We start from the raw sequence: 22,749 nt of genomic DNA, 5'->3' as shown, positions 1-22,749 counted from the left end.
AGAATTTACCTGGGAGCCTTGTATTCTATGGCAGACGCAAATTGCTGCAATGTGGCCTCGGGAACTTCGCCGAGCAGCGTGATCCAGTAGTCGCCGCGCCGCTCGACGAGCACGTGGGTCGCGCCGCTGCTGCCGGTGCCTTCCTTGCGGCTGTTGTGCTCGACGGGCTCGACGAAAATGGAAATGGCCGACAACCCGTCGGAGAAAACGGCCTGGTCGACGGGGATGGGCGGATCGGACGGATTGCTCGCGGCCATCAGGCGGCGCAGTTCGCGGATCTCGCGAAAACCGGGCACGGCGATCGGAAAGCGCCAGCCCTGCGCCTCCATGTCGACCGGATCGAGCGGCGGATGCACGACGGTCCAGCCCGCGGTATCGCGGATGCCGTTGACGATCGGCGCCAGGTCGGCAGGCACGCCGATGCTGATCTGCGAAAACGCCAGTTGCTCGAGAACCTGGCCGTCGGGACCGAGCGTCTGCGCGCGCAACAGCAAACCGGTCTTTTCGTCGGCCCAGAGCTTGTAGGCAAAACGCCAGGCGTCTTTCGGATCGAGCTCGATCACCTGGCTGTCGACACCCGCCACGCGGTCGGTGCCGAGCAGCTTCGGCTCGTAGACCGAGAGCACCTCGTCGTCGCCCGTCGTGAAGAGCGCCGGGAAGGTGTCCCGGCTCTGGCGCTTCTCGACGATGCACAGATGCCGCTCGGGCACGAACGTGTAGAGGTCGTCGTCGTGACGCAGCATCTTGCGCGGCTTGCCGTCGAGACTTTCGAGCTGCTCGTACTCGCCGTCCTTGCCGGCCGCGTAGTGGACGATGCTCGTTGACTGCACGAACGCGCCGCGCTGATAGACGAACGCGCCTTCGTAGTTCTGATCCTCCGCGGCGACGCGTATGCGGTCGAGCCAATGCGCGGTCTGCTGCCGGACCGAGGCGGCATCGCCGGCCGGCGAGCCCTCGGCGTGGGCGCGGTTCGCCGCGGACAGAGCGGTCAACAATACGGCCGCGCAGCACAGAAATGCCGGCAGCCGCCCCCAGGTTGTCGTTCTACCGAACCGCTGCGTCTGCATCAGACTTATTGGCCTTGCGTGGTGAGGGCTGAAGTCCGGATCAGCGGCATGACGGGCATGACCGGCTGCTGGGCGAACTGTTGGTGGGCCTCGAGATATTCGTCGAGGCGCGCGTCGCGGATGATGTTGCCGCCCTGAACGGCGGCGGCCGGCATCGAGACCTGCTGGACGGCCCCCGATTGCGGCGTCTGCACCGATGCGACCTGCATGCCCGTCGTGCCGCCCGCGCCGCGCATCTGCGGCACGACGATCCACGTGAGCGTGGCCGCCGCGGCGGCCACGGCGAGCGTCGGCACCACGCGGCGGCGCAGTTCGAGCAGGCGGCGCGAAACAGACGCTGCCGCGGGCGCGAGCACGTGCGGCTCGGCCCCGAGACGTTGCGCGAAGCCGGCGAGGAACGTCTTGCTGGCCGACGGACTGACGGCCAGCTCGTCGGAGCGCAGCACGTCGCCGATCAGGTGATAGTCCGACCATGCAGCGCGATCTTCTTGATTCAAATCAGAAAAAAACGCATTCAAATGTCCGTCGTCCGCCAACTCTCCGTCGACGATTGCGGACAGACGCTCGCCTCGCGAGGCTACCTGCGATTGCACCGAGACCGACCCCATGATGATCCCCTTCCTTACGGACGCCCGTAACGGCGCCAACCAACCCCATTCATCGTATCCGCACCGGACCCGGCGCGGCTCACCAGCGCTTGCCTTCCGGCGTATCCAGCAGCGGACGCAATTTTGCCGCAATGGCTTCGCGAGCCCGAAAAATACGCGACCTGACGGTGCCGATCGGACAGCCCATCATCTCGGCGATTTCCTCGTAGCTCAACCCTTCAATTTCCCGAAGCGTAATGGCGGTGCGCAACTCTTCCGGCAAAATCGCCATGGCAGCGTTGACCGTCTCCGCGATCTGCTTGCTCATCAACATCGATTCGGGCGTATTGATATCCCTTAGTTGATCGGCGTCCGAGAAAGTTTCCGCTTCCTCCGCGTCCGCTTCAGTCGAGGTCGGCGCTCGCCGACCCTGGGTCGCAAGGTAGTTCTTCGCGGTATTCACCGCAATCCGGTACAACCACGTGTAAAACGCCGATTCCCCGCGAAACTGGGGCAACGCCCGGTAGGCCTTGATGAAGGCGTCCTGGGCCACGTCCTCGACTTCGGCGGGGTCCCGCACGAGGCGCGAGATCAGCCTGAGGATCTTGCGGTGGTATTTGGAAACCAGCAGCTCGAACGCGGCCTTGTCGCCCTTCTGCACGCGCTCGACCAGCACCTGGTCGATTTCTTTTTCGCTCACCTGGAAAATCCGTTAGCCTGGGAATGCAACGCGGGGCCCCATTGTAGCGTTCCCCCGCCGGCCGACGTCATACCGGAAGCAGCGGTTACAGTCGTTACAGGGTACCGCGCCGCCCTCACGCCAGCCGCCCGGATGCGCGGCGGCCACGCACGGCCAACTCGCGAAAATCGTCGGCCGATGCGGCATCGGCCGCAATCGGCAACGCTACGGCCTTCCGCCCGGCGTCGATGACGATAACGAGCAGCCAGCCACCCCACTGGGCCTGACCGGCCAAGCGCCCGCGCACGAGACACGAGCCGTCCCGGGCGAAGGCGGCCATACCATCCGGCCCGATTTCGAACAGGGCCGGCGGTCTGCGATGCCAATGTTTCAGCGCGAGCGCGCCGGCGGCGAGGAAAGCGAGCGAGAGCAGCACGTCCCCATGGCCGGGCAGGGGCGCGAGCGCGGCATGAAAAGCGCCGACGGCGACGAGCAGCGCGATGGCCGGCAGAACCAGCAGCCACGCAGAGGGCCGCAGCGGGATGCGCCGCGCCGGAAAACGCGGCAGGAGGAATGGATACGCGACGCGACCGGCCGGATCGTCCGGCCCGGCCGCGCCATGCCGAAAGGCGGTCAAGCGTGACGCCTGAAAACCAGCGTGCCGTTCGTGCCGCCGAACCCGAACGAGTTCTTCAGGGCGACGTCGATCTTCATGTCCCGCGCGGTATTGGCGCAGTAATCGAGATCGCACTCCGGGTCCTGGTTGAAGATGTTGATGGTCGGCGGCGACACCTGATGATGCACGGCCAGCACCGTGAACACCGATTCGAGCCCGCCCGCGCCGCCGAGCAGGTGCCCGGTCATCGATTTCGTCGAGTTCACGACGATGTTCTTCGCGTGGTCGCCGAAGGCGCGCTTGATGCCGGTCGTCTCGGCCAGATCGCCGAGCGGCGTCGACGTGCCGTGCGCATTCAGGTAGTTCACCTCGCCTACGTTCACGCCGGCGTTGCGCAGCGCGGCCGCCATGCAGCGGCGCGCACCGTCGCCATCCTCGACCGGAGCGGTCATGTGATAGGCGTCGCCGCTCATGCCGTAGCCGACCACTTCCGCGTAGATCTTCGCACCGCGCGCCTTCGCGTACTCGTACTCCTCGAGCACCATCACGCCCGCGCCCTCGCCGAGCACGAAGCCGTCGCGGTCCTTGTCCCACGGGCGGCTCGCCGTCGCCGGATCGTCGTTGCGTTGCGACAGCGCGCGCGCCGCGGCGAACCCGCCGATGCCGAGCGGCGAGACGGTCGATTCGGCACCGCCCGCGATCATCACGTCGGCGTCGCCGTATTCGATGAGCCGCGACGCCTCGCCGATGCAATGCAGCCCCGTCGTGCACGCCGTCACCATGGCGAGATTGGGGCCCTTGAAACCGTACTTGATCGACAGATGGCCCGAGATCATGTTGATGATCGAGGCCGGCACGAAGAACGGCGAGATACGCCGGGGACCGCGGTTCAACAGTTCGGTCTGCGTCTGTTCGATCATCGGCAGCCCGCCGATGCCGGAACCCACGATCACGCCCACGCGCTCCGCATTCGCTTCGGTGATTTCGAGGCCGCTGTCCTGCATCGCCTGGATGCCGGCCGCCACGCCATAATGGATGAACGTATCCATGTGGCGGGCTTCCTTGCCCGGGATGTAGTCTTCGATATTGAAGCCCTTCACCTCGCCGGCGAAGCGGGTCGAGAAATTCGACGCATCGAACTTCGTGATGCTGGCAATACCGGACCGGCCGGCCACCAGATTGGCCCAGCCATCGGCAACATTATTGCCAACAGGCGAAATCAGCCCCAGGCCTGTAACAACAACACGACGGCGACTCACGGTAACCCCTTTTCCATAGAATGACAAAAGCAAAAGCCACAGCGGCCACAGGAAATGCTCCTGTGAGCCCTGTGGCTGTTAACCGGCCGATGCGCGTACAAGGCGCTCGCAGGTTCGCGGAACGCAACCGGCCGACGAAGCCGGCCCGGCGAGGACGCGAAGCGCCTCAGGCCTTGACGTTCGCGCGCGCGTAGTCGATGGCCTGCTGGACCGTCGTGATCTTTTCGGCTTCTTCGTCCGGAATTTCCATTCCGAACTCGTCTTCGAGGGCCATCACCAGCTCGACCGTGTCGAGCGAGTCGGCGCCGAGATCGTTCACAAACGAGGCTTCGTTCTTGATTTCCGCTTCCGCGACGCCCAGTTGTTCGGCCACGATCTTCTTGACGCGCTGTTCGATGTTGTCCATTACCCCTCCAGGGAAAGTGAGTTCATAAATACGAGTGCGCGCATTTTATCAGGTTTGCCCCCGCAAAAAAGCGCCGCTCGAGGTTCCAGACCGGCGGTCCGCGCACGCCCCGGCAGGGCGCGTCAAGGCGCGGATACTACCTGAATCCGGTTAAGACATATACATGCCGCCGTTCACGTGCAGCGTCGTGCCGGTGATGTACCCCGCCTGCGGCGAAGCGAGAAACGCGACCGCGTGCGCGATGTCGTCGGGGCTGCCCAGCCGGCCGAGCGGAATCTGCGTCATCAGCGCAGTCTGCTGTTCGGCGGGCAGATCCTTCGTCATGTCGGTATCGATGAAACCGGGCGCGACGCAGTTCACCGTAATGCCGCGGCTGCCGATTTCACGCGCGAGCGCACGGGCCATGCCCGCCACGCCAGCCTTCGCCGCCGCGTAGTTGGCCTGCCCCGGATTGCCCGCCGAGCCGACCACCGACGTGATGTTGATAATCCGTCCGCTGCGCGCCTTCATCATCGGACGCAGCACCGCGCGGGAGAGGCGGAACACCGACTTCAGGTTGGTGTCGATCACCGCGTCCCATTCGTCGTCCTTCATGCGCATCGCCAGTTGGTCCTGGGTGATGCCCGCGTTGTTCACGAGGATCGCGAGACCGCCGAACGCCTTGACCGTCGCGTCGATCAGCGCTTCCGCCGCGGCGATGTCGTTGACGTCGAGCACGGCCCCGCGGCCCGCGAGCCCCTCGGCGGCGAGCGCGGCCGTGATCGCCTCGGCGCCCGGCCCGCTCGTCGCCGTGCCGATCACGGTGGCCCCACGGCGCGCGAGTTCGAGCGCGATCGCCCGACCGATGCCGCGCGATGCGCCGGTCACGATCGCGGTCTGTTTATCGAGAATCTTGTCCATCGTTCGGATTTCCTGGTGCAAAGCCGCGGGCCAGATCAGGCCGCAACCCGTTTCAGCGCTTCGTCGAGCGAAGCCGGATCGGCGACCGACAGGCCCGTGAGGTTGCCGTCGATGCGCTTCGTCAAACCCGCGAGCACCTTGCCGGGGCCGCATTCGAGCACCTGCGTCACGCCCTGCGCGGCGATCGCCTGCACGCATTCGACCCAGCGCACGGGGCCGGCGGCCTGGCGCACGAGCGCGTCGCGAATCGCGGCCGGCTCGCGCACGATCGCGACGTCGATGTTGTTCACGACCGGAATGACCGGCTCGCGCAGCGTCACGCCGGCCAGGTAGTCGCGCAACTGGTCCGAAGCGGGCTTGAGCAGCGACGAGTGGAACGGCGCCGACACCGGCAACGACAGCGCGCGCTTCGCCCCCTTCTCCTTCGCGACTTCGCAAGCCTTTTCGACGGCCGCCTTGTGGCCCGCGATCACGACCTGCGATGGCGCATTGAAATTCACGGCCTCGACGACGCCGGCCGACGATGCCTCGACGCAAACGGCGCGCACCGTGTCGTCGTCGAGACCGAGAATCGCCGCCATGCCGCCTTCGCCGACGGGCACCGCGCCCTGCATGGCCTGCGCGCGGAAGCGCACGAGCGGCACCGCGTCGCGAAACGCGAGCACGCCGGCCGCGACGAGCGCCGTGTATTCGCCGAGGCTGTGACCGGCGACGATCGCCGGCGCCGGGCCGCCCGCCTGCTGCCACGCGCGGTAGACGGCCCATGCAGCCGTGAGCATGACCGGCTGCGTGTTGGTCGTGAGATTGAGTTCCTCGGCCGGCCCTTCGGCGATGAGCTTGCCGATGTCCTGGCCGAGCGCGTCGGACGCCTCTTCCAGCGTCTCGCGCACCACGGCGTTGTCGGCAAAAGCGTTGAGCATTCCGACGGATTGCGACCCCTGTCCGGGGAAAACAAACGCGAATTTCATATCGTCCCTAATTCGATCTTCTCATTCCCGAATGCGCCTTGCCGCGCTCGCGAAAACCTGCGCGAGACCCGGCCACGACGAAAACGCGACCTGCCCGCCAGTCGGCAAACGACAGACGGTCGGTGTCAGTAACGGATGACGGATGCGCCCCAGGTGAAACCGCCGCCGACCCCTTCGATGAGCACGATCTGGCCGCGCTTGATGCGGCCGTCGCGCACGGCGACGTCGAACGCGAGCGGGATGGAGGCCGCCGACGTGTTGCCGTGCTCGCCGACCGTCACGATCATCCGTTCCGGCGGCAACCCGAGCTTGCGGCAGGTGCCCTGCATGATGCGGATGTTGGCCTGATGGGGAATCAGCCAGTCGACCTGGTCCGGCGCCAATTGCGCCTTTTCGAGCGCTTCGTGCGCCACCTTGTCGAGCACGTTGACGGCGAGCTTGAACACCGCCTGCCCGTCCATGTGCAGGAAAGCATTGCCCGCGATCGCGCCACCGCTCACGTGCCCCGGCGTGCACAGGATGGGCGCATAGCTGCCGTCCGCGTGCAGCGCGCTCGCGAGCACGCCCGGCCGGTCGGAGGCGGACAGGACGACCGCGCCCGCGCCGTCGCCGAACAGCACGCAGGTCGTGCGGTCGTTGAAATCGAGCAGCCTCGAGAACGTCTCCGCGCCGACGACGAGCGCGGTGCGATGCTGGCCGCTGCGAATGAAGCTGTCGGCCGTGGCGAGCGCGTAGGCGAAGCCGGAGCACACGGCCTGCACGTCGAACGCCGCGCCGTGATTGCGGATGCCGAGCTTGCTTTGCAGCAGGCAGGCCGTGCTCGGAAACACGTAGTCGGGCGTGGAAGTCGCGACGATGATGAGATCGATGGACTGCGGATCGACGTCGGCGGCCTCGATGGCGCGCTGCGAAGCGATCAGGGCGAGCTCGCTCGTCGGCACGTCGGGCGCCGCGAAATGGCGCGCGTGAATGCCGGTGCGGGCCACGATCCATTCGTCGCTCGTCTCGACCCCTTTGCTCGCGAGACGCTGCGCCAGCTCGTCGTTGGTCACTCGCTGCGGCGGCAGGTAACTGCCCGTGCCCAGCACGCGGGAATAAATAGTTGATTGAGCCATCATGCCTTCGGAGATAGTGCGGCGCGGGGCTCGGCCGGCTGGCCGGCGAACGGGCCGGGATAGCCGCCGCCCGATTCGCGCACCGCCTGTTCGAGAGAACCGGCGTTCTCTTCCATGGCGCGTGCAAGGCGATCCAGCACGCCGTTTTTGACGGCATCATACCCGCGTTTGATCGCCCACTCAAACGCGTAGGCATCGGCCGAACCGTGGCTCTTGATAACGAGGCTGCGTAGGCCCAGCAGCGCCGCGCCGTTGTACTGGCGGGGGTCGACGCGCCTCCTGAAACGCATCAGCACGGGCATCGCGGCGAGCGCCATGAGCTTCGTGAGCAGCGAACGGCCGAACTCTTCCTTGATGATGTCGGAGAGCATCTGCGCGAGGCCCTCGGAAGTTTTGAGCGCGACGTTGCCGACGAAGCCGTCGCAGACGATCACGTCGACGGTGCCCTTGTAGATGTCGTTGCCTTCCACGTTGCCGTAGAAATTCAGCGTGCTTGCGCGCAGCAGTTCGCCGGCGCGCTTGATCGTGTCGTTGCCCTTGATAACCTCTTCGCCGATGTTCAGGAGACCGATGGTCGGGCGCTCCTTGCCCTCGAGGGCGGACACGAGCGCGTGCCCCATCTCCGCGAACTGCAGCAGGTGCTGCGGCTCGCAGTCGACGTTGGCGCCGAGGTCGAGCATCGTCGTATAGCTGCGCGAATTGGGCATCGCGAACGCGATCGCCGGGCGCTCGATGCCCGGCAGCGTTTTCAGCACGTAGCGCGACACGGCCATCAGCGCGCCGGTGTTGCCCGCGGACACGCAAGCCTGGGCCTCGCCGTCCTTCACGCGGTTGAGCGCGACGCGCATCGACGAATCTTTCTTTTTGCGCAGCGCGACTTCGACCGGATCGTCCATGGCGACGACTTCGGTGGCGGACACGACGGCAAGCGCGGGGTCGTCCAGCGCCTTGAGCTTTTTCAACTGGGCGCGAATTGCCGCCTCGACGCCGACGAGCAGGAGACGCGCGTCGGGGTGGGAACGGACGAATTGGACTGCGGCAGGCACCGTCACGGACGGACCGTGGTCGCCACCCATGCAATCTATCGTGAGCGTTACAGTCATGGAGTGCGACGGATTTCAGGCATAAAAAAGCGGCAGTTGAATGCCGCCTTTTTACCGAGCCGGGAAAATGTCAAGCGAACGGATCGCCGTGCACGGCACCCTGGGGTGCCGCGCCGCGGAGCGATTAGTCGTTCTTGGTCTTGACGACTTTCTTGCCGCGGTAATAGCCATTCGGGCTGATGTGGTGACGCAGATGCACTTCGCCCGTGCCCGGCTCCACCGCCAGCGGCGTGGTCGTGAGGAAATCGTGCGAGCGGTGCATGCCGCGCTTGGACGGCGACTTCTTGTTTTGTTGGACTGCCATGATAACTCCTGAAAATTTTCCGGATTCTAACACAGCCCGATGCGGCCTCCGCCACCTGGCGAATCGCCTGGGGCCGCATCGCGCTAACCTTAACCTCGATAACCTGCGGCAACTCAATGCTCGCTGCCGGACCCGCTTTCTTTCTTGAGCGACTCGAGCGCCGCGAACGGATTCGGCCGCTCCTCGTCGTCGGGTTCGCTCCCGTCCTCCGGCACCTCGTCGACCGAATCGACGCCGTCGGCACCGTCCGCGCCCGAGACGAGACTCTCGTGCACCTGCGGGCAGACGTCGTGCTTCGGCACGAGCGGCAGCGACAGCAACAACTCCTCTTCGATCAAGTCGACGAGATCGAAATGGCGCGAACCCACGATCACTTCGACTTCATCGTCGTCGAGCGGAAACTCGTCCGCCTCCGCTTCCGTCGCGACGATCCGGTAGACGGCATCGACGTCGAACGCCTGCCCGTACGGCGCGAGGCACCGCTGGCATCCGAGCCAGGCCTTGCCGTGAACCGCCAGCCGCAAATACGGCTGCGGCCCCTCGACGCCGTTGTCCTGCAGTTCCGGCTGCGTCGCCCCTTCCGCCCGCCACTCGAACACGGCGTCCGAATCTGGCGCGTCGGCCGGGACTTCGTTTAACATGCGCGGCAGTTCCTGCAAGCGCAACGCGCCCGCCGCGTCCCGACCGCCGCGCGCGAACTCGAACAGGTCGACATCGCGCGGATCGACGGCCGACGATTTACCAGAGTGGCCAGGGTGTTCGGTCATGTGAAACTCCTGCATCGGCGGGGATGGCCATTTTTCATCGCATGCCCGCCGTCTGCCCGCGACACGCATTACCGGCAACACTGCTCGACTCCACGGGACGCGCGCAGTACGCGGTTTAAGTACGCGTTTAAACTGCGTAGCCAATAATCCATCCGGGCAAAATTCACGCAATCCGCGCCGCCGCACCGATGAAAAGCCCAAAATCATATCCTTTTTGTCTTTTCGAGTCAAACACTTAAGACTGTAACCGCAAGCCGGCGACAACCCGCCGTCGCCGGCCGGTTACCCTCCCCTTTCGCTGCCTCCGGATCGCCCCATGCAGGACTCGCCCCCCAACCCGCCCCTCGCCCGCCAGCCCGCGCTGGTACTCGCTTCGAGCTCGCGATACCGCCGCGAGCTGCTCGAACGGCTGCGGATTCCGTTCGAAGTCGCCGTGCCGGCGCTCGACGAAACACCGCTCGCCGGCGAAACGCCCGAGGCGACCGCGCTGCGCCTCGCCGAAGCCAAGGCGCGCGCCGTGGCCCAGGGGTTGCCCGCCGGCGACAGCCGCACGCTCGTGATCGGTTCCGACCAGGTGGCCACGTTCGACGGACGGCAAATCGGCAAGCCCGGCACCCACGAGCGCGCGCTGGCGCAACTGCAGGCCATGCGCGGCCGCGAGGTGTCGTTCCATAGCGCGCTGTGCCTCCTCGACAGCGCGACGGGCCGGGCCGACACCGTCGACGTCGTCACGAAGGTCCGTTTCCGCTCGCTCTCCGACGCGCAACTGGACGCCTATCTGCATGCCGAACGCCCCTACGACGTGGCCGGCAGCGCCAAATCCGAAGGGCTCGGCATCGCGCTGCTCGAGGCGATCGAATCCGACGATCCGACGGCGCTCGTCGGCCTGCCGCTGATCGCGCTGACGCGGATACTGCTCGCGGCCGGCTATCCGCTCTGGGAGAAGGCGCCATGAGGGGCGTGCTCTACCTGATTCCGAACACCCTCGGCGAGGGCGACGAGACCGCGCTCGCCGCCGTGCTGCCCGGCCCCGTGCGCGCCCGCGCGGGCTCGCTCACGAGCTATATCGGAGAAAACGCGAAAACGACGCGCGCGTTCCTGAAGCGAATCGGCACCGAACGGCCGATTCAGGAAATCGACATTCATGAACTGAACGTCAATACGCCGGCAGGCGAGATCGACCGGCTGCTCGCGCCGCTGCTCGCCGGCGTCGATACGGGTCTCGTTTCGGAGGCCGGTTGCCCGGCCGTGGCCGATCCCGGCGCGTTGCTCGTGCGCCGGGCACACGAACGCGGCATCCGGGTCGTGCCGCTCGTCGGCCCCAGCTCGATCCTGCTCGCGCTGATGGCCTCCGGGCTCAACGGCCAGAGCTTCGCCTTTCACGGATACCTGCCCGTCGACGCAGGCGAGCGGACGAAGCGCCTGCGCGAACTCGAGCAACAGTCGCGCAAGGCGAGGCAGACCCAGATCTTCATCGAGACGCCCTACCGCAACCGGGCGCTGCTCGACGCGCTACTCTCGACCTGCGCGCCGTCGACGCTCGTTTGCGTCGCAGTCGACTTGACGCTGCCCGGCGAAACGATCGCGAACCGCACGGTGGCGGACTGGAAAAAGGCGCCGGCCATCGAACTGCACAAGCGGCCGGCGATCTTCCTGCTGCTCGCCCACTGAGCGCGCCCTCGCGCCCTTAGTGCAGCGAGAGATTGAAGCCCGAAACGAGCGAGTGCACGGCGGCCGAACCGATGGACGCGCCGAAGCGGCGCGCCACACGGTCGGTCAGGCTCTGCTTGACCGTGTAGTCGACGAGATCGGGCGCCTTGATGACTTCGCGGGCCACGTAATCGGTATCGCCGAAGCCGTCGGCCAGACCCAGCGCGACGCTCTCCTGCCCGGTCCAGAACAGGCCCGAGAAGATGTCGGGCGTTTCGTGCAGGCGCTGGCCGCGCCCCGCGCGCACCGCGTCGATAAACTGCTGGTGGATCTGGTCGAGCATCTCCTGCGCGTGCGCATCCATTTTCGGCGTATCGGGCGAGAACGGATCGTAAAAGCCCTTGTTCTCCCCGGAAGTGCGCAGCCGGCGCTCGATGCCGAGCTTGTTCATCAGGCCGGTGAAGCCGAACCCGTCCATCAGCACGCCGATCGAGCCCACGATGCTGGCCTTGTCGACGTAGATCCGGTCCGCCGCCGCTGCGACGTAGTAGCCGCCCGAGGCGCACATGTCGCCGACCACCACGTAGAGCGGGATGGCCGGATATTTCTTGCGCAGGCGCCAGATTTCGCTGTTCATGATTCCCGCCTGCACCGGGCTGCCGCCGGGACTGTTGATCTGCAGGATGACGCCGGCCGTGCCCGGGTCCGAGAACGCGTTGTCGAGCGCGGAATCGATGTCCTCGGCATTGGCCGGCGAATCGGCCGAGATTTCGCCGTCGAGCGACACCACCGCCGTATGGCGGCCGCCGCTCGACACGTGGGTGCCGGAAACGTCCAGCACGCTCCAGACGAGGAGCAGCAGCACCGCCAGGAACGCGAAGCGGAAAAAAATCTTCCAGCGCCGCGCCGCGCGCTGTTCGTGAATCGCGGCCAGCGCAATACGCTCGAGCGCCTCGCGCTCCCATCCGGCGGGCTGGCCGGGATACCCCGACGCGGGAAGCGGACGGCCGGCGGGCGGTTCGTTGTTTTCGGGTGTCAGGTTCTCGGGCATGCGGCGCGGATTGGAGGTTAGTGGAGGTCGGAGCCGGGGACGAGCGGACGCAGATCGCCGGCCGGCAGCCAGAATACCGCACGCCCTTCGGGCGTGTCGCGCTCTTCCACGCGTACCGGCCGCAGCCGGCCACCGCGGCACGGCCCGCCGACGCACCGGCCCGTGTCGGGCTCGTAGGTCGCGCCGTGCGTCGCACACACGAGGTAGAGGCCCGAGGCGTCGAAAAACTGCCCCTCGACCCAGTCGAGTTCCATGGGCACGTGGGCGCAGCGGTTCAGATAACCGTAAGGTTCGCCGCCGTAGCGCACGAAGAACACCACGGCATCGCCGTCGCCATATCGCGCCGCCAGACGGCGACCCGCGCCGCCGTCCACGAGTTCGGCGGCGGCGCACACGCGCACGACTTCGGGCCCGTCGGCGCTCACGCGTGCGCCCTCAGCCAGTCGAGCAGCGCGCTCACGCTCGGCGCGACGAACCGAGGCGAAAGCGCCGCGAGCGAATCGGACGGATGCGCGCCGTAGGTGACGCCGATGCCGGCCACGCCCGCGTTGATCGCCATCTGCAGGTCGTGCGTCGTGTCGCCGATCATCACGGTACGCGACGGGTCCTGTCCCAACTCGCGGGTCAGTTCCTGGAGCATGGCCGGATGCGGCTTCGAGAACGTCTCGTCGGCGCAGCGGGTGCCGTCGAAAACGCTCGTCAGATGCGCCTGGTCGAGCGCCCGATTGAGCCCGACGCGGCTCTTGCCCGTCGCGACGCCGAGCAGGTAGCCTGCCTCGCGCAACTCCACGAGCATGTCCCGCACGCCGTCGAAAAGCTCGATCTGCTGGTCCTTGAGCAGATAGTGCACGCGGTAGCGCTCGACGAGGCGCGGATAGTCGGCCGAATCGAGCGTCGGCGCCGCGATCTGCAACGCCTCGCGCAGGCCGAGCCCGATCACGTAACTCGCGGCGGCGTCGTCCGGCACCGGCAGGCTGAGGTCGCGGCAGGCCGCCTGAATGCTGCGCGTGATGTGCGCAGTCGAATCCATCAGCGTGCCGTCCCAGTCGAACACGATCAGGTCAAATTGCTGTCGGGGCATGCGGCTCCCTCTCCAAACGGTCTTTAATCTGATTGCGCGATACCGGCCGGCGGGCCGGTGTCGCACAACGCTTTCAGTTCGTCAACGAACCGCCGGCATTCCGCCGGCAGCGGCGCCTCGAATTGCAGGGCTTCGCCGGTCAGCGGATGGGCAAGCCGGAGCCGGTGGGCATGCAGGAACATCCGCTTGATGCCGGGCCGCGCGCTCGCGCGTGCGAGCGCCTTGTTCAGCGGGAAATCGCCGTATTTCGCGTCGCCGACGATCGGCAGGCCGAGGTGAGCCAGATGAACCCGGATCTGGTGCGTGCGGCCGGTCTTGAGTTCGGCCTCCAGGAGCGCGTAGCCGGGCCAGCGCTCGACGAGGTTGAACACTGTGTGCGAAGCCAGCCCGTCGGGCTGCACGCGCACGCGCCGCTCGCCCTCCGGGGTCAGATACTTGTGGAGCGGCTCGCGGACCGCGCGGCGACGCCCCCAGTCGGCCGCCCACTCGCCGTGCACGCAGGCGTAGTAGCGCTTATCCATACGGTTTTCGCGGATCTGCTCGTGCAACCCGACGAGCGCGGCACGCTTCTTCGCGAGCATCAGGATGCCCGAGGTCTCGCGGTCCAGCCGATGCACCAGTTCGAGGAAACGGGCCTGCGGACGCGTTGCGCGCATCTGCTCGATCACCCCGAACGCCACTCCGCTGCCGCCGTGGACGGCGACGCCGGCCGGCTTGTCGATGACGAGGAGCGCGTCGTCCTCGTACAGTAAGGGAAAGTGCGCGGCGGGCACGGGCGCCGCCATCGGGACATCGGTCGCCTGCGCCGTGCGCACCGGCGGCACGCGCACCACGTCGCCGCTGGCGAGCCGGTACTGCGCGTCGACGCGACCCTTGTTCACGCGGACTTCGCCGCTACGCAGAATCCGGTAAATATGGCTTTTCGGCACGCCCTTGCAGACGCGCACGAGGAAATTGTCGATCCGTTGCCCGGCGGCGCCGTCGTCGATTTCGACGAACGAAACCTGATCGCTTGCGACCTGATTCTGGGAAATTTTGCCTAACCCTTTCATTCTGAATATAATTTGCCCAGCGCACTGCGGCAGGCAGCCTGGCCTTCGGGAAACTTCCGGAAGGCGGTCACGCCGCGCGAACTGCGCAGGCAGCAAGCGATAAACCGTTATTTTACTTGCGCCCGGGGTCTGTTGCTCGCCCCGCAACACCAAGATGCAACGAGTTGCACGCACGGATCCCGCATCCGGCAGGGACGGCGCCCGCAGGCACGTTCGGCCGGGATCGGTTCCGACGGTAACGGAATGTTGGTACAAAGAATTTACCCGGCGAGTTGCGCCGCGCGCTCGAAGTGAGCGCGCCGGAACCCGCCGGTGGCGAAAATACGGCGTGCGCCCGAAGCGTCCCGCGGCAACGTGCGGGACATGGCGACGTCAAGTGAGGCAAGACACCCTGAGGGGGAGAGACGAACGTTTCCGGGGCGTTTCCCGCGCGCGGCCCTGTCGCGCGCAAGCCCTGCGAGCCTGCCGGCGGCGCGCCATTCGCGCCCGCGGAAACCCAGGCGCCGCAAGGCGGGAGACCCCGGCGTCGTGCTCCCGCGTCAAGTCTGGCCGCTGTTTGAAGCCGTATTCGCATGCGCCCCTGCGGCCCCGTCCATGGCAAGACGTCGTGAGGACCGGGCACTCTGAAGGCAATTCTCCCCGCCATCGTTCCTGCTCCAGCGTGCTGTTTAAACACGATAAGGCGCGGCATGCCGCGGCCCCTTGCGCCCCGATCCGGCTTTCCTCGCCGGGGTGGACGCGGGCCGGCCCCTGCCGCTCTGGAGCCGTTCAATGAAACGTATGCTGTTCAACGCGACGCAGCAGGAAGAACTGCGCGTCGCCATCGTCGACGGTCAGAAACTGATTGACATCGACATCGAAACCGCCGGGCGCGAGCAGCGCAAAGGCAATATCTACAAGGGCATCGTCACGCGCATCGAGCCGTCGCTCGAGGCCTGTTTCGTCAACTACGGCGAGGACCGCCACGGCTTCCTGCCGTTCAAGGAAGTCGCCCGCCAGTACTTCCGCGACGGCGTGGACATGCGCTCCGCGCGCATCCAGGACGCGCTTCGGGAAGGCCAGGAGCTGATCGTCCAGGTCGAGAAGGAGGAGCGCGGCAACAAGGGCGCGGCGCTCACCACGTTCATCTCGCTCGCCGGCCGCTACCTCGTGCTGATGCCGAACAACCCACGCGGCGGCGGCGTCTCGCGCCGCATCGAGGGCGACGACCGTCAGGAACTGCGCGAAACCATGGGGCAGTTAGAGCTGCCCGAGGGCATGAGCATCATCGCGCGCACGGCCGGCATCGGCCGCAGCGCCGAAGAGCTCCAGTGGGACCTGAACTATCTGATGCAGTTGTGGCGCGCCATCGAGTCCGCCTCGGTGGCCGGCCAGGCCGGCCAGCCGATGCTGATCTACCTCGAGTCGAGCCTCGTGATCCGCGCGATCCGGGACTATTTCCAGCCCGACATCGGCGAAATCCTGATCGACACGTCCGAAATCCATGACCAGGCGCGCGCCTTCATGGACATCGTGATGCCGGACAACGTCGGCAAGGTGAAGCGCTACCACGACGACGTCCCGCTCTTTTCGCGCTTCCAGATCGAGCACCAGATCGAGACCGCGTACTCGCGCACGGTGCCGCTGCCCTCGGGCGGCGCGATCGTGATCGACCACACGGAAGCGCTCGTCGCGATCGACGTGAACTCGGCGCGCGCGACCAAGGGCGCCGACATCGAGGAAACCGCCGCGCGCACCAACCTCGAAGCCGCCGACGAAGTAGCCCGCCAGCTCCGCCTGCGCGACCTGGGCGGCCTGATCGTGATCGACTTCATCGACATGGAGTCGGCGCGGAGCCAGCGCGAAGTCGAGCAGCGCCTGAAGGACGCGCTGCGCCACGACCGCGCACGCGTGCAGATGGGCAAGATCTCGCGCTTCGGCCTGATGGAGCTGTCGCGCCAACGGCTGCGCCCGGCGCTCTCCGAGGGCAGCCACGTCACCTGCCCGCGCTGCAACGGCACCGGCCACATCCGCGACACGGAATCGTCCGCGCTCCAGGTGCTGCGGATCATCCAGGAAGAAGCGATGAAGGAGAACACCGCGGCAATCCACTGCCAGGTGCCCGTCGAAGTGACCGCCTTCCTGCTCAACGAGAAGCGCTCGGAAATCAACAAGATCGAATCGCGCTTCAAGGTCAATGTCGTCCTGATCCCGAACAAGCATCTCGAAACGCCGCACTACAAGCTCGAGCGCCTGCGCCACGACGACGCGCGCCTCGACGACCCGCGCGCCTCGTGGAAGATGGCCGAGGAAGCGGCCCACGAACTGGAGTCCGAAACCGGCTACAGCAAGCGCACCGCCGAAACGAAGCCGAAGCAGGAAGCGGCCGTCAAGGGCATTACGCCGGAGCGGCCGGCGCCAGCCCCGTCGGCCAGCAAGGCCGCCGAAACGGCCGTCGCGATTGCGCCGCCGGCAGTCCCGGCGGCCGTGCCGGCAAGCGGCGGGTTCGTCGGCTGGCTCAAGGGCCTGTTCGGCGGCGGCCATACCACCGCTCCCGCGCCCGCCCCGACCCCGGTCGCTCAACCCGAGAAAACCGCGCGCGAAAGCCGTGGCGAGCGCCCAGCGGAACGCAGCGGCAACGGCGATCGCAACAACCGCAACCGTCGGGGCAACCGCGACGCCGCGGCCGGCCGCGGCGAATCGACCGGCGGGCAGCGCCAGGGCCAGGGCCAGTCGGCTCCGCGCCAGGAACGCGAGCCGCGCGAAGGTCGGGACGTCTCCCGCGAAGCACGCGAAAGCCGGGAAGGCCGCGAGCCGCGCGGCAACCGTGAACCGCGCGAAGGTCGCGGCGAGCGCGAAACGCGCGGCGGCCGCGAACCGCAACGCATCGAACGCGTCGAGCGGGGCCAGGAACGCGCCGAGGCGACCGAAGCCACGGCGCGCGGCGAACGTCAGGAACCGCGCCGCGAGCGTGGCGAACGCGGCAGCCGTCGCCCGCAGCAGGAAGCGGCCGACGCGCTCGAAACGCGCAACGACGTGGCAACGCTCGAAGCCGCGGCCCAGCAGGCCGGCGCGGCCGACAACGTGCCGCCGACCGACGAGGACGCGGCCACGCCGCGCGAGAGCGAAGAGCGCCGTCGCCGCCGTCGCGGTCGCCGCGGTGGCCGTCGTGATCGCGAGACGGAAAGCGTCGACGCGACGTCGGTTACCGGCGAAAGCGATACGGACGTTGCTGACGCGCAGGAAACCGCTGTCGCCGGCGAAGCCGAATCCGTGACTACGGCCCCCGAAGCGCCGACGTCCGACGCCACGGCAAGCGAAGCCGCCAGCGCGCCGTCCGCGGCACCCGCCGTCGTGACCGCCCTGCCGGTCGCCACGGAAGACGGAGCGCAAGTGGCGACGCCGGTCGAGACGACGCCCGCGCCCCAAATCGAAGCGAACCCGGCCATCGAAGCGGTCGTGCCGCCGGCCCCGGTCGCAACGACGACGGCGCCCGAAGCACCGGCCCTTCCGGCGGCAGCCCCGGCGCCCGTCCATGAAGCCCCGGTCGTGCCCGAAGCCGAAGTCGCCGTCACGACGCAGCAATCGGCTACGGCCGCCCCCGCGGCCTGGCAACCGGCACAACCGGCACAATCGGCCCAACCAGCACAATCGGCCCAACCGATCGCACCGGCCGTCGAGCCGTCGTCCGTCGCCGGGATCGAAGCGGCCGCGCCGCGCGTCACGGCCGAGCCGGCTGCCCGCGCCAACGGCCTCTCGCAGGAAGCCCTGCAGCCGATGCTCGAAACGGCCGGCCTCGTCTGGGTGAACACCGACGCGGAAAAACTGCGTCTCGCCCAGGAAGCCGCGGCCCAGACGGTCAAGCCGACGCGCGCGCCCCGCGAACGCAAGCCGCTGCCGCCGGTCGACAGCGCGCCGATGCAGCAGGTCGAAACGACCCGCCATTGATTCCGGACCCGCCGGACTGGATCGCAAAATCCGGGACGGTGGGCTAATCCGGCTCAAAGCCCGCCCTTCGAGGCGGGCTTTTTCATGCCGGCTCCGGGAAACGGCCACATGCCACCTCGCAATGGCAATGGGCGGCCGCGGCCGTTCGGCTAAAATAGATGAATAATCCGACTCCACTCATCATGTCCCGACGCATCATCCCGGTTGCCGACGCGAGCACGCTCGCGCCGCCCCTCGTGGCCGGCTCCCTCCGGATGCCGGGAGGCGTCGTGCGCGATACGCTCGCGCGACCGCTGCGCGATCTGCGCATCTCCGTCACGGATCGCTGCAACTTCCGCTGCGTCTATTGCATGCCGCGCGCCGTGTTCGACAAGGACTACCCGTTCCTGCCCCATGCCGCGCTGCTCACGTTCGAGGAAATCGAACGCCTCGCCCGCATCTTCGTCGCGCACGGCGTAACCAAGATCCGCCTGACCGGCGGCGAGCCGCTGCTGCGCAAAAACATCGAATTCCTGATCGAACGGCTCGCCCTGCTCGAAACGCCCGACGGGCAGCCGCTCGACCTGACGCTGACCACCAACGGCGCGCTGCTCGGCCGCAAGGCGCGCTCGCTGAAGGACGCCGGCCTCGCGCGCGTGACCGTCAGTCTCGACGCGCTCGACGATGCGCTATTTCGTCGCATGAACGACGCCGACTTTTCGGTAAGCGACGTGCTCGACGGCATCGAGGCGGCGCAGGCGGCCGGCCTCGCGCCGCTGAAGGTCAACATGGTCGTCAAGCGCGGCACCAACGACAGCGAGATCGTGCCGATGGCCCGGCACTTCCGCCGCTCCGGCGCGGTGCTGCGCTTCATCGAGTACATGGACGTCGGCACGTCGAACGGCTGGAACATGGCCGAAGTGCTGTCGTCGGCGGACGTGATCGAGAAAATCGACGCCCACTACCCGCTCGTGCCGCTCGAGCCGCACAGCGCCGCCGAAACCGCCCAGCGCTGGGGCTATGCGGACGGCGCGGGCGAAATCGGCGTGATTTCGAGCGTCACGCGTGCCTTTTGCACGAACTGCACGCGCGCGCGGCTCTCGACCGAGGGCAAGCTCTATCTGTGCCTCTTCGCGTCGGCCGGCTACGATCTGCGCGCGCTGCTGCGTAACGGCACCGACGACGCCCTCATCGGCGCGACGCTCGCACACGTCTGGGAAGCGCGCGCCGACCGCTACTCGCAATTGCGCGGCAGCCGGACCGCGCAAGAGACCGGCAGCGCGCGCCGCATCGAGATGTCCTACATCGGCGGCTGACAACGCGCCCCATGCCCATCCCCGCGTCTTCCATCACCGGGCTCGTGCTGGCCGGCGGCCGCGGCCAGCGCATGGGCGGCCTCGACAAGGGCCTGCAGACGCTGCGCGGCAAGCCGCTCGCGGTCCATGTCGTCGAACGGCTCGCGCCGCAGGTCGGCGCGCTCCTGATCAGCGCGAACCGTCATCGCGACGAATACGCGACGCTCGGCACGCCGTGGCGCGCCACGGTGGTCGGCGATTCGCTACCCGACTATCCGGGCCCGCTTGCCGGCCTGCTCGCGGGACTGCAGGCAGCCCGCACGGACTGGCTGCTCACCGCGCCCTGCGACTCGCCGTGGTTACCCGCCGACCTCGCCGCGCGCCTCGCCGCGGCGCTCGACGACCAACCGGCCGACATCGCGACGGTACGCACCCGCGCCGCCGACGGACAGCCGTCGCTGCATCCGGTGTTCGCCCTGCTGCGCACCTCGCTCGCGGCCGATCTCGCCGCCTCGCTCGCGGCCGGCGAGCGCAAGGTCCGCGCGTGGTACGCGCGCCACAGGGCCACCGAAGTCGACTTTGCCGACGAACGCGCGTTTTACAATATCAACTCTTTGCAGGAGCTTGCCGGCTTCGAACGCGCCTGACGCCCGTTCCGCCTGCCGGCGGCTGCCGGACATCGCAGTTCCGCGAGGCGCGAAAGCCCGCCGCGCACGGATGCGACGCCCCTCCATCCCATGACCACGCTCAACAACTTGTCCGGCTGCATCGCCCAGTACGACCCTCACGCCTTGCCCGTCAGTGCCGCCCAGGCCATCGTGCTCCAATGGGTGAGCCCGCTTTCGGCCAGCGAGCGCGTCCCGCTGGTCGATGCGCTCGACCGCGTGCTCGCGCGCGACATCGTCTCGCCCATCGACGTGCCCGCGCACGACAACTCGGCCATGGACGGCTATGCGTTCGACGGCACCGCGCTCGTCGCGACAGGCGACACGGTGAAACTGGCCGTGGCGGGCAAAGCCTTCGCCGGCCATCCGTTCCGCGACGACGTGGCGGCCGGCGCCTGCGTGCGAATCATGACGGGCGCGCCGATGCCCGCAGGTTGCGACACCGTGGTGCCCCAGGAACTGGCCGAACGCGCGGGCGACACGGTGTCGTTCCCCGCCTCGGCCGTCGCGCGCGGCGCGAACCGTCGCCGCGCGGGCGAGGATCTCGCGGCCGGCCATGCGGCATTGCGCGCGGGACGTTTGCTGCGCGCGCCCGACATCGGGCTCGTCGCCTCGCTCGGCATCGGCGAAGTCGGCGTGCGGCGCCGGCCGCGCGTCGCGTTCTTCTCGACGGGCGACGAACTGCGCTCGCCGGGCCAGCCGCTCGAAGCGGGCGCCATCTACGACAGCAACCGCCACACGCTGCACGCGATGCTGCGTCGGCTCAACGTCGATACGCTCGACCTCGGCATCGTGCGCGACGAGCCGGCCGCGCTCGACGCCGCATTGCGCAGCGCGGCCGAAAGCGCCGACGTCGTGATCACCTCGGGCGGCGTCTCGGTCGGCGAGGCCGACTTCACGCGCGCCCGGTTGCAGGAGCACGGCGACGTCGCGTTCTGGAGCCTCGCCATGCGGCCCGGCCGGCCGCTCGCGTTCGGCCGGATCTGGTCCGGCGCGCGGCCCGGCGAAGGCCGCGGCGCGCTGTTCTTCGGCCTGCCCGGCAATCCGGTCGCGACGATGGTCACGTTCTACCAGATCGTGCGCCCGGCGCTCATCGCGCTCTCCGGCGCCGAGCCGCAGCCCGTGCCGCTCGTCGCGGCGGTCTGCGACACGGCGATCCGCAAGCGCGCGGGCCGCACCGAATTCCAGCGCGGACTCGCCGCGCGCGACGCTGCCGGCCGCTGGCACGTCGCGCCGACGGGCTCGCAAAGCTCGGGCGCGCTCAGCACGATGAGCGCGGCCAACTGCTTCATCGTGCTCGCGCACGACCAATCCGACCTCGATGCCGGCGAGCCCGTCGACATCATGTTGTTCGACGGGCTCGTCTAGGCCGTCGCGTCCCTCACTTCCCGCTTATCCATCGCAACGGACCCGCCGTGCCCCACGGATCGACCCAGATGAAAAAACAAATCTCGTACATCGCGCCGGGACAGACCGCCAAGGCGCTCATCCTCGTGTACCTGACCTTCAGCGTGCCCATCGTGGTCCTCGGCATCCTGGTGGCGTTCGTGCGCAACGGCTCGATCGAGCTGGGCACGATCTTCAGTACGATCTTCAGCGCGCTGCTGCTCAACGCGATTCTCGGCTTCGTCCTGCTGTGGATCGCGTGCCACGCCTACAACTGGGTCGCGTCGCGCTTCGGCGGCATCGAGATCCAGCTCTCCGACGCGCCGGAAGAAGCGTGATGACGCCCCCCACCCTCCGCGCGGCCGCGCCCGCCGACGTCGGTGCGCTCTTCGCGCTGATGCGCGAGCTGGCCGAATTCGAAAAGCTCACGCACCTGTTCGTCGCCACCGAGGATGGCGTGCGCGACGCGCTGTTCGGTCCGCGCGCGCCGGCCGAGGCGCTCGTCGCCGAGGTGCACGGCCGGATCGTCGGCTACGCGCTCTACTTTCACAACTATTCGACCTTTCTCGGCCGTCGCGGGCTGTATCTCGAAGACCTCTACGTGCAGCCGGCGCAGCGCGGCGGCGGCCTCGGCACGGCGATGCTGCGCCGGCTCGCGGCGCTCGCCGTCGAGCGCCAGTGCGGTCGCTTCGAATGGACGGTGCTCGACTGGAACCAGCCGGCCATCGACTTCTACGAGAAAATGGGCGCGACCGTGTTGCCCGACTGGCGCGTCGTGCGCGTGACCGACGACGCGCTCGCGCGGCTGGCCGGCGCCGGCCCCGCGCCACAGACGACGGCCGGCGGGATCGAGCGCTGACGGCACGACGGGGAAAACATCGCGTTTTCCCCG

General features: G+C 67.7%; 24 protein-coding genes. 8 read left to right on the top strand and 16 right to left on the bottom strand.

Translation table 11 applies throughout. The features are described 5' to 3' along the window. Positions 1–5: 5 nt before the first annotated feature. From CY652_RS10270 to CY652_RS10215, 12 genes are all read right to left on the bottom strand, one after another. Entirely contained in the window at positions 6–1,067 is a 1,062-nt protein-coding gene (locus CY652_RS10270) for a MucB/RseB C-terminal domain-containing protein (RefSeq protein WP_102130598.1), read from the bottom strand. Between the two features lie 5 nt (positions 1,068–1,072). Continuing rightward, entirely contained in the window at positions 1,073–1,675 is a 603-nt protein-coding gene (locus CY652_RS10265; RefSeq protein ID WP_102130597.1) for a sigma-E factor negative regulatory protein, read from the bottom strand. A gap of 79 nt (positions 1,676–1,754) precedes the next feature. Next, positions 1,755–2,354, bottom strand: a complete 600-nt coding sequence (gene rpoE, locus CY652_RS10260; protein ID WP_102130596.1) for an RNA polymerase sigma factor RpoE — start codon at positions 2,352–2,354, stop codon at positions 1,755–1,757. A gap of 115 nt (positions 2,355–2,469) precedes the next feature. Beyond that, on the bottom strand, positions 2,470–2,970 hold the full coding sequence (locus tag CY652_RS10255) for a hypothetical protein (protein WP_102130595.1): 501 nt from the start codon (positions 2,968–2,970) through the stop codon (positions 2,470–2,472). Further along, the gene (fabF, locus tag CY652_RS10250) at positions 2,967–4,208 is read right to left on the bottom strand and encodes a beta-ketoacyl-ACP synthase II (RefSeq protein WP_102130594.1); all 1,242 of its coding nucleotides are present in this window, start codon (positions 4,206–4,208) and stop codon (positions 2,967–2,969) included. The genes CY652_RS10255 and fabF overlap by 4 nt, the downstream gene beginning before the upstream one ends. 166 nt (positions 4,209–4,374) lie before the next feature. Next, positions 4,375–4,614, bottom strand: coding sequence for an acyl carrier protein (acpP, locus tag CY652_RS10245; protein WP_004197638.1), 240 nt, complete (start codon positions 4,612–4,614; stop codon positions 4,375–4,377). A gap of 150 nt (positions 4,615–4,764) precedes the next feature. Beyond that, the gene (fabG, locus tag CY652_RS10240) at positions 4,765–5,514 is read right to left on the bottom strand and encodes a 3-oxoacyl-ACP reductase FabG (protein WP_102130593.1); all 750 of its coding nucleotides are present in this window, start codon (positions 5,512–5,514) and stop codon (positions 4,765–4,767) included. Positions 5,515–5,549: 35 nt separating this feature from the next. Next, positions 5,550–6,482 carry an ACP S-malonyltransferase gene (fabD, locus tag CY652_RS10235; RefSeq protein ID WP_102130592.1) on the bottom strand — a complete coding sequence of 311 codons (933 nt, stop codon included), beginning with the start codon at positions 6,480–6,482 and terminating at the stop codon, positions 5,550–5,552. Positions 6,483–6,607: 125 nt separating this feature from the next. Beyond that, positions 6,608–7,597 (bottom strand): beta-ketoacyl-ACP synthase III, encoded by a 990-nt coding sequence (locus tag CY652_RS10230; RefSeq protein ID WP_102130591.1) that lies wholly within the window; start codon positions 7,595–7,597, stop codon positions 6,608–6,610. After that, positions 7,597–8,700, bottom strand: a complete 1,104-nt coding sequence (gene plsX, locus CY652_RS10225; protein WP_102130590.1) for a phosphate acyltransferase PlsX — start codon at positions 8,698–8,700, stop codon at positions 7,597–7,599. The genes CY652_RS10230 and plsX overlap by 1 nt, the downstream gene beginning before the upstream one ends. 124 nt (positions 8,701–8,824) lie before the next feature. After that, positions 8,825–9,004 (bottom strand): 50S ribosomal protein L32, encoded by a 180-nt coding sequence (rpmF, locus tag CY652_RS10220; protein WP_102130589.1) that lies wholly within the window; start codon positions 9,002–9,004, stop codon positions 8,825–8,827. A gap of 113 nt (positions 9,005–9,117) precedes the next feature. Then, positions 9,118–9,771 (bottom strand): DUF177 domain-containing protein, encoded by a 654-nt coding sequence (locus CY652_RS10215; RefSeq protein WP_102130704.1) that lies wholly within the window; start codon positions 9,769–9,771, stop codon positions 9,118–9,120. 316 nt (positions 9,772–10,087) lie between these two features. Here CY652_RS10215 and CY652_RS10210 point away from each other — a divergent pair, with 316 nt between their 5' ends. Then, positions 10,088–10,726 carry a Maf-like protein gene (locus tag CY652_RS10210; protein WP_102130588.1) on the top strand — a complete coding sequence of 213 codons (639 nt, stop codon included), beginning with the start codon at positions 10,088–10,090 and terminating at the stop codon, positions 10,724–10,726. Next, a complete protein-coding gene (locus CY652_RS10205; protein ID WP_102130587.1) occupies positions 10,723–11,442 on the top strand; it encodes an SAM-dependent methyltransferase in 720 nt (239 codons plus the stop codon). The genes CY652_RS10210 and CY652_RS10205 overlap by 4 nt, the downstream gene beginning before the upstream one ends. 16 nt (positions 11,443–11,458) lie before the next feature. On the opposite strand, the gene CY652_RS10200 is transcribed toward CY652_RS10205, so the two are convergent. The 4 genes from CY652_RS10200 to CY652_RS10185 are packed head-to-tail and all read right to left on the bottom strand — an operon-like array spanning position 11,459 to position 14,605. Beyond that, a complete protein-coding gene (locus CY652_RS10200) occupies positions 11,459–12,472 on the bottom strand; it encodes a S49 family peptidase (protein WP_102130586.1) in 1,014 nt (337 codons plus the stop codon). A gap of 17 nt (positions 12,473–12,489) precedes the next feature. Continuing rightward, a complete protein-coding gene (locus tag CY652_RS10195; protein ID WP_180970516.1) occupies positions 12,490–12,897 on the bottom strand; it encodes a Rieske (2Fe-2S) protein in 408 nt (135 codons plus the stop codon). Further along, positions 12,894–13,553 carry an HAD-IIIA family hydrolase gene (locus tag CY652_RS10190; protein ID WP_102130584.1) on the bottom strand — a complete coding sequence of 220 codons (660 nt, stop codon included), beginning with the start codon at positions 13,551–13,553 and terminating at the stop codon, positions 12,894–12,896. Before CY652_RS10190 ends, CY652_RS10195 begins: the two co-directional genes overlap by 4 nt. 23 nt (positions 13,554–13,576) lie before the next feature. Then, complete coding sequence (locus tag CY652_RS10185; protein WP_102130583.1) at positions 13,577–14,605, bottom strand: RluA family pseudouridine synthase; 1,029 nt, start codon at positions 14,603–14,605, stop codon at positions 13,577–13,579. Between the two features lie 771 nt (positions 14,606–15,376). Here CY652_RS10185 and CY652_RS10180 point away from each other — a divergent pair. The 6 genes from CY652_RS10180 (at position 15,377) to CY652_RS10155 (ending at position 22,716) form a co-directional block, all read left to right on the top strand. Further along, positions 15,377–18,532 (top strand): Rne/Rng family ribonuclease, encoded by a 3,156-nt coding sequence (locus tag CY652_RS10180; RefSeq protein ID WP_102130582.1) that lies wholly within the window; start codon positions 15,377–15,379, stop codon positions 18,530–18,532. 182 nt (positions 18,533–18,714) lie between these two features. After that, the gene (moaA, locus tag CY652_RS10175) at positions 18,715–19,827 is read left to right on the top strand and encodes a GTP 3',8-cyclase MoaA (RefSeq protein WP_102130581.1); all 1,113 of its coding nucleotides are present in this window, start codon (positions 18,715–18,717) and stop codon (positions 19,825–19,827) included. An 11-nt stretch (positions 19,828–19,838) separates the two neighbouring features. Continuing rightward, complete coding sequence (mobA, locus tag CY652_RS10170; protein WP_102130580.1) at positions 19,839–20,453, top strand: molybdenum cofactor guanylyltransferase MobA; 615 nt, start codon at positions 19,839–19,841, stop codon at positions 20,451–20,453. A gap of 90 nt (positions 20,454–20,543) precedes the next feature. Then, positions 20,544–21,839, top strand: coding sequence for a molybdopterin molybdotransferase MoeA (gene moeA / locus CY652_RS10165; RefSeq protein ID WP_102130579.1), 1,296 nt, complete (start codon positions 20,544–20,546; stop codon positions 21,837–21,839). Between the two features lie 68 nt (positions 21,840–21,907). After that, positions 21,908–22,195 (top strand): hypothetical protein, encoded by a 288-nt coding sequence (locus CY652_RS10160; protein ID WP_102130578.1) that lies wholly within the window; start codon positions 21,908–21,910, stop codon positions 22,193–22,195. Next, a complete protein-coding gene (locus CY652_RS10155; protein ID WP_102130703.1) occupies positions 22,195–22,716 on the top strand; it encodes a GNAT family N-acetyltransferase in 522 nt (173 codons plus the stop codon). The genes CY652_RS10160 and CY652_RS10155 overlap by 1 nt, the downstream gene beginning before the upstream one ends. Positions 22,717–22,749: the final 33 nt, after the last annotated feature.

Origin of the sequence: Burkholderia sp. WAC0059, assembly GCF_002870125.1 — a bacterium.
Lineage (GTDB): Bacteria > Pseudomonadota > Gammaproteobacteria > Burkholderiales > Burkholderiaceae > Paraburkholderia.
The sequence above is the reverse complement of the archived record's forward strand: the minus strand, read 5'-3'. Positions and strand labels throughout refer to the sequence as shown.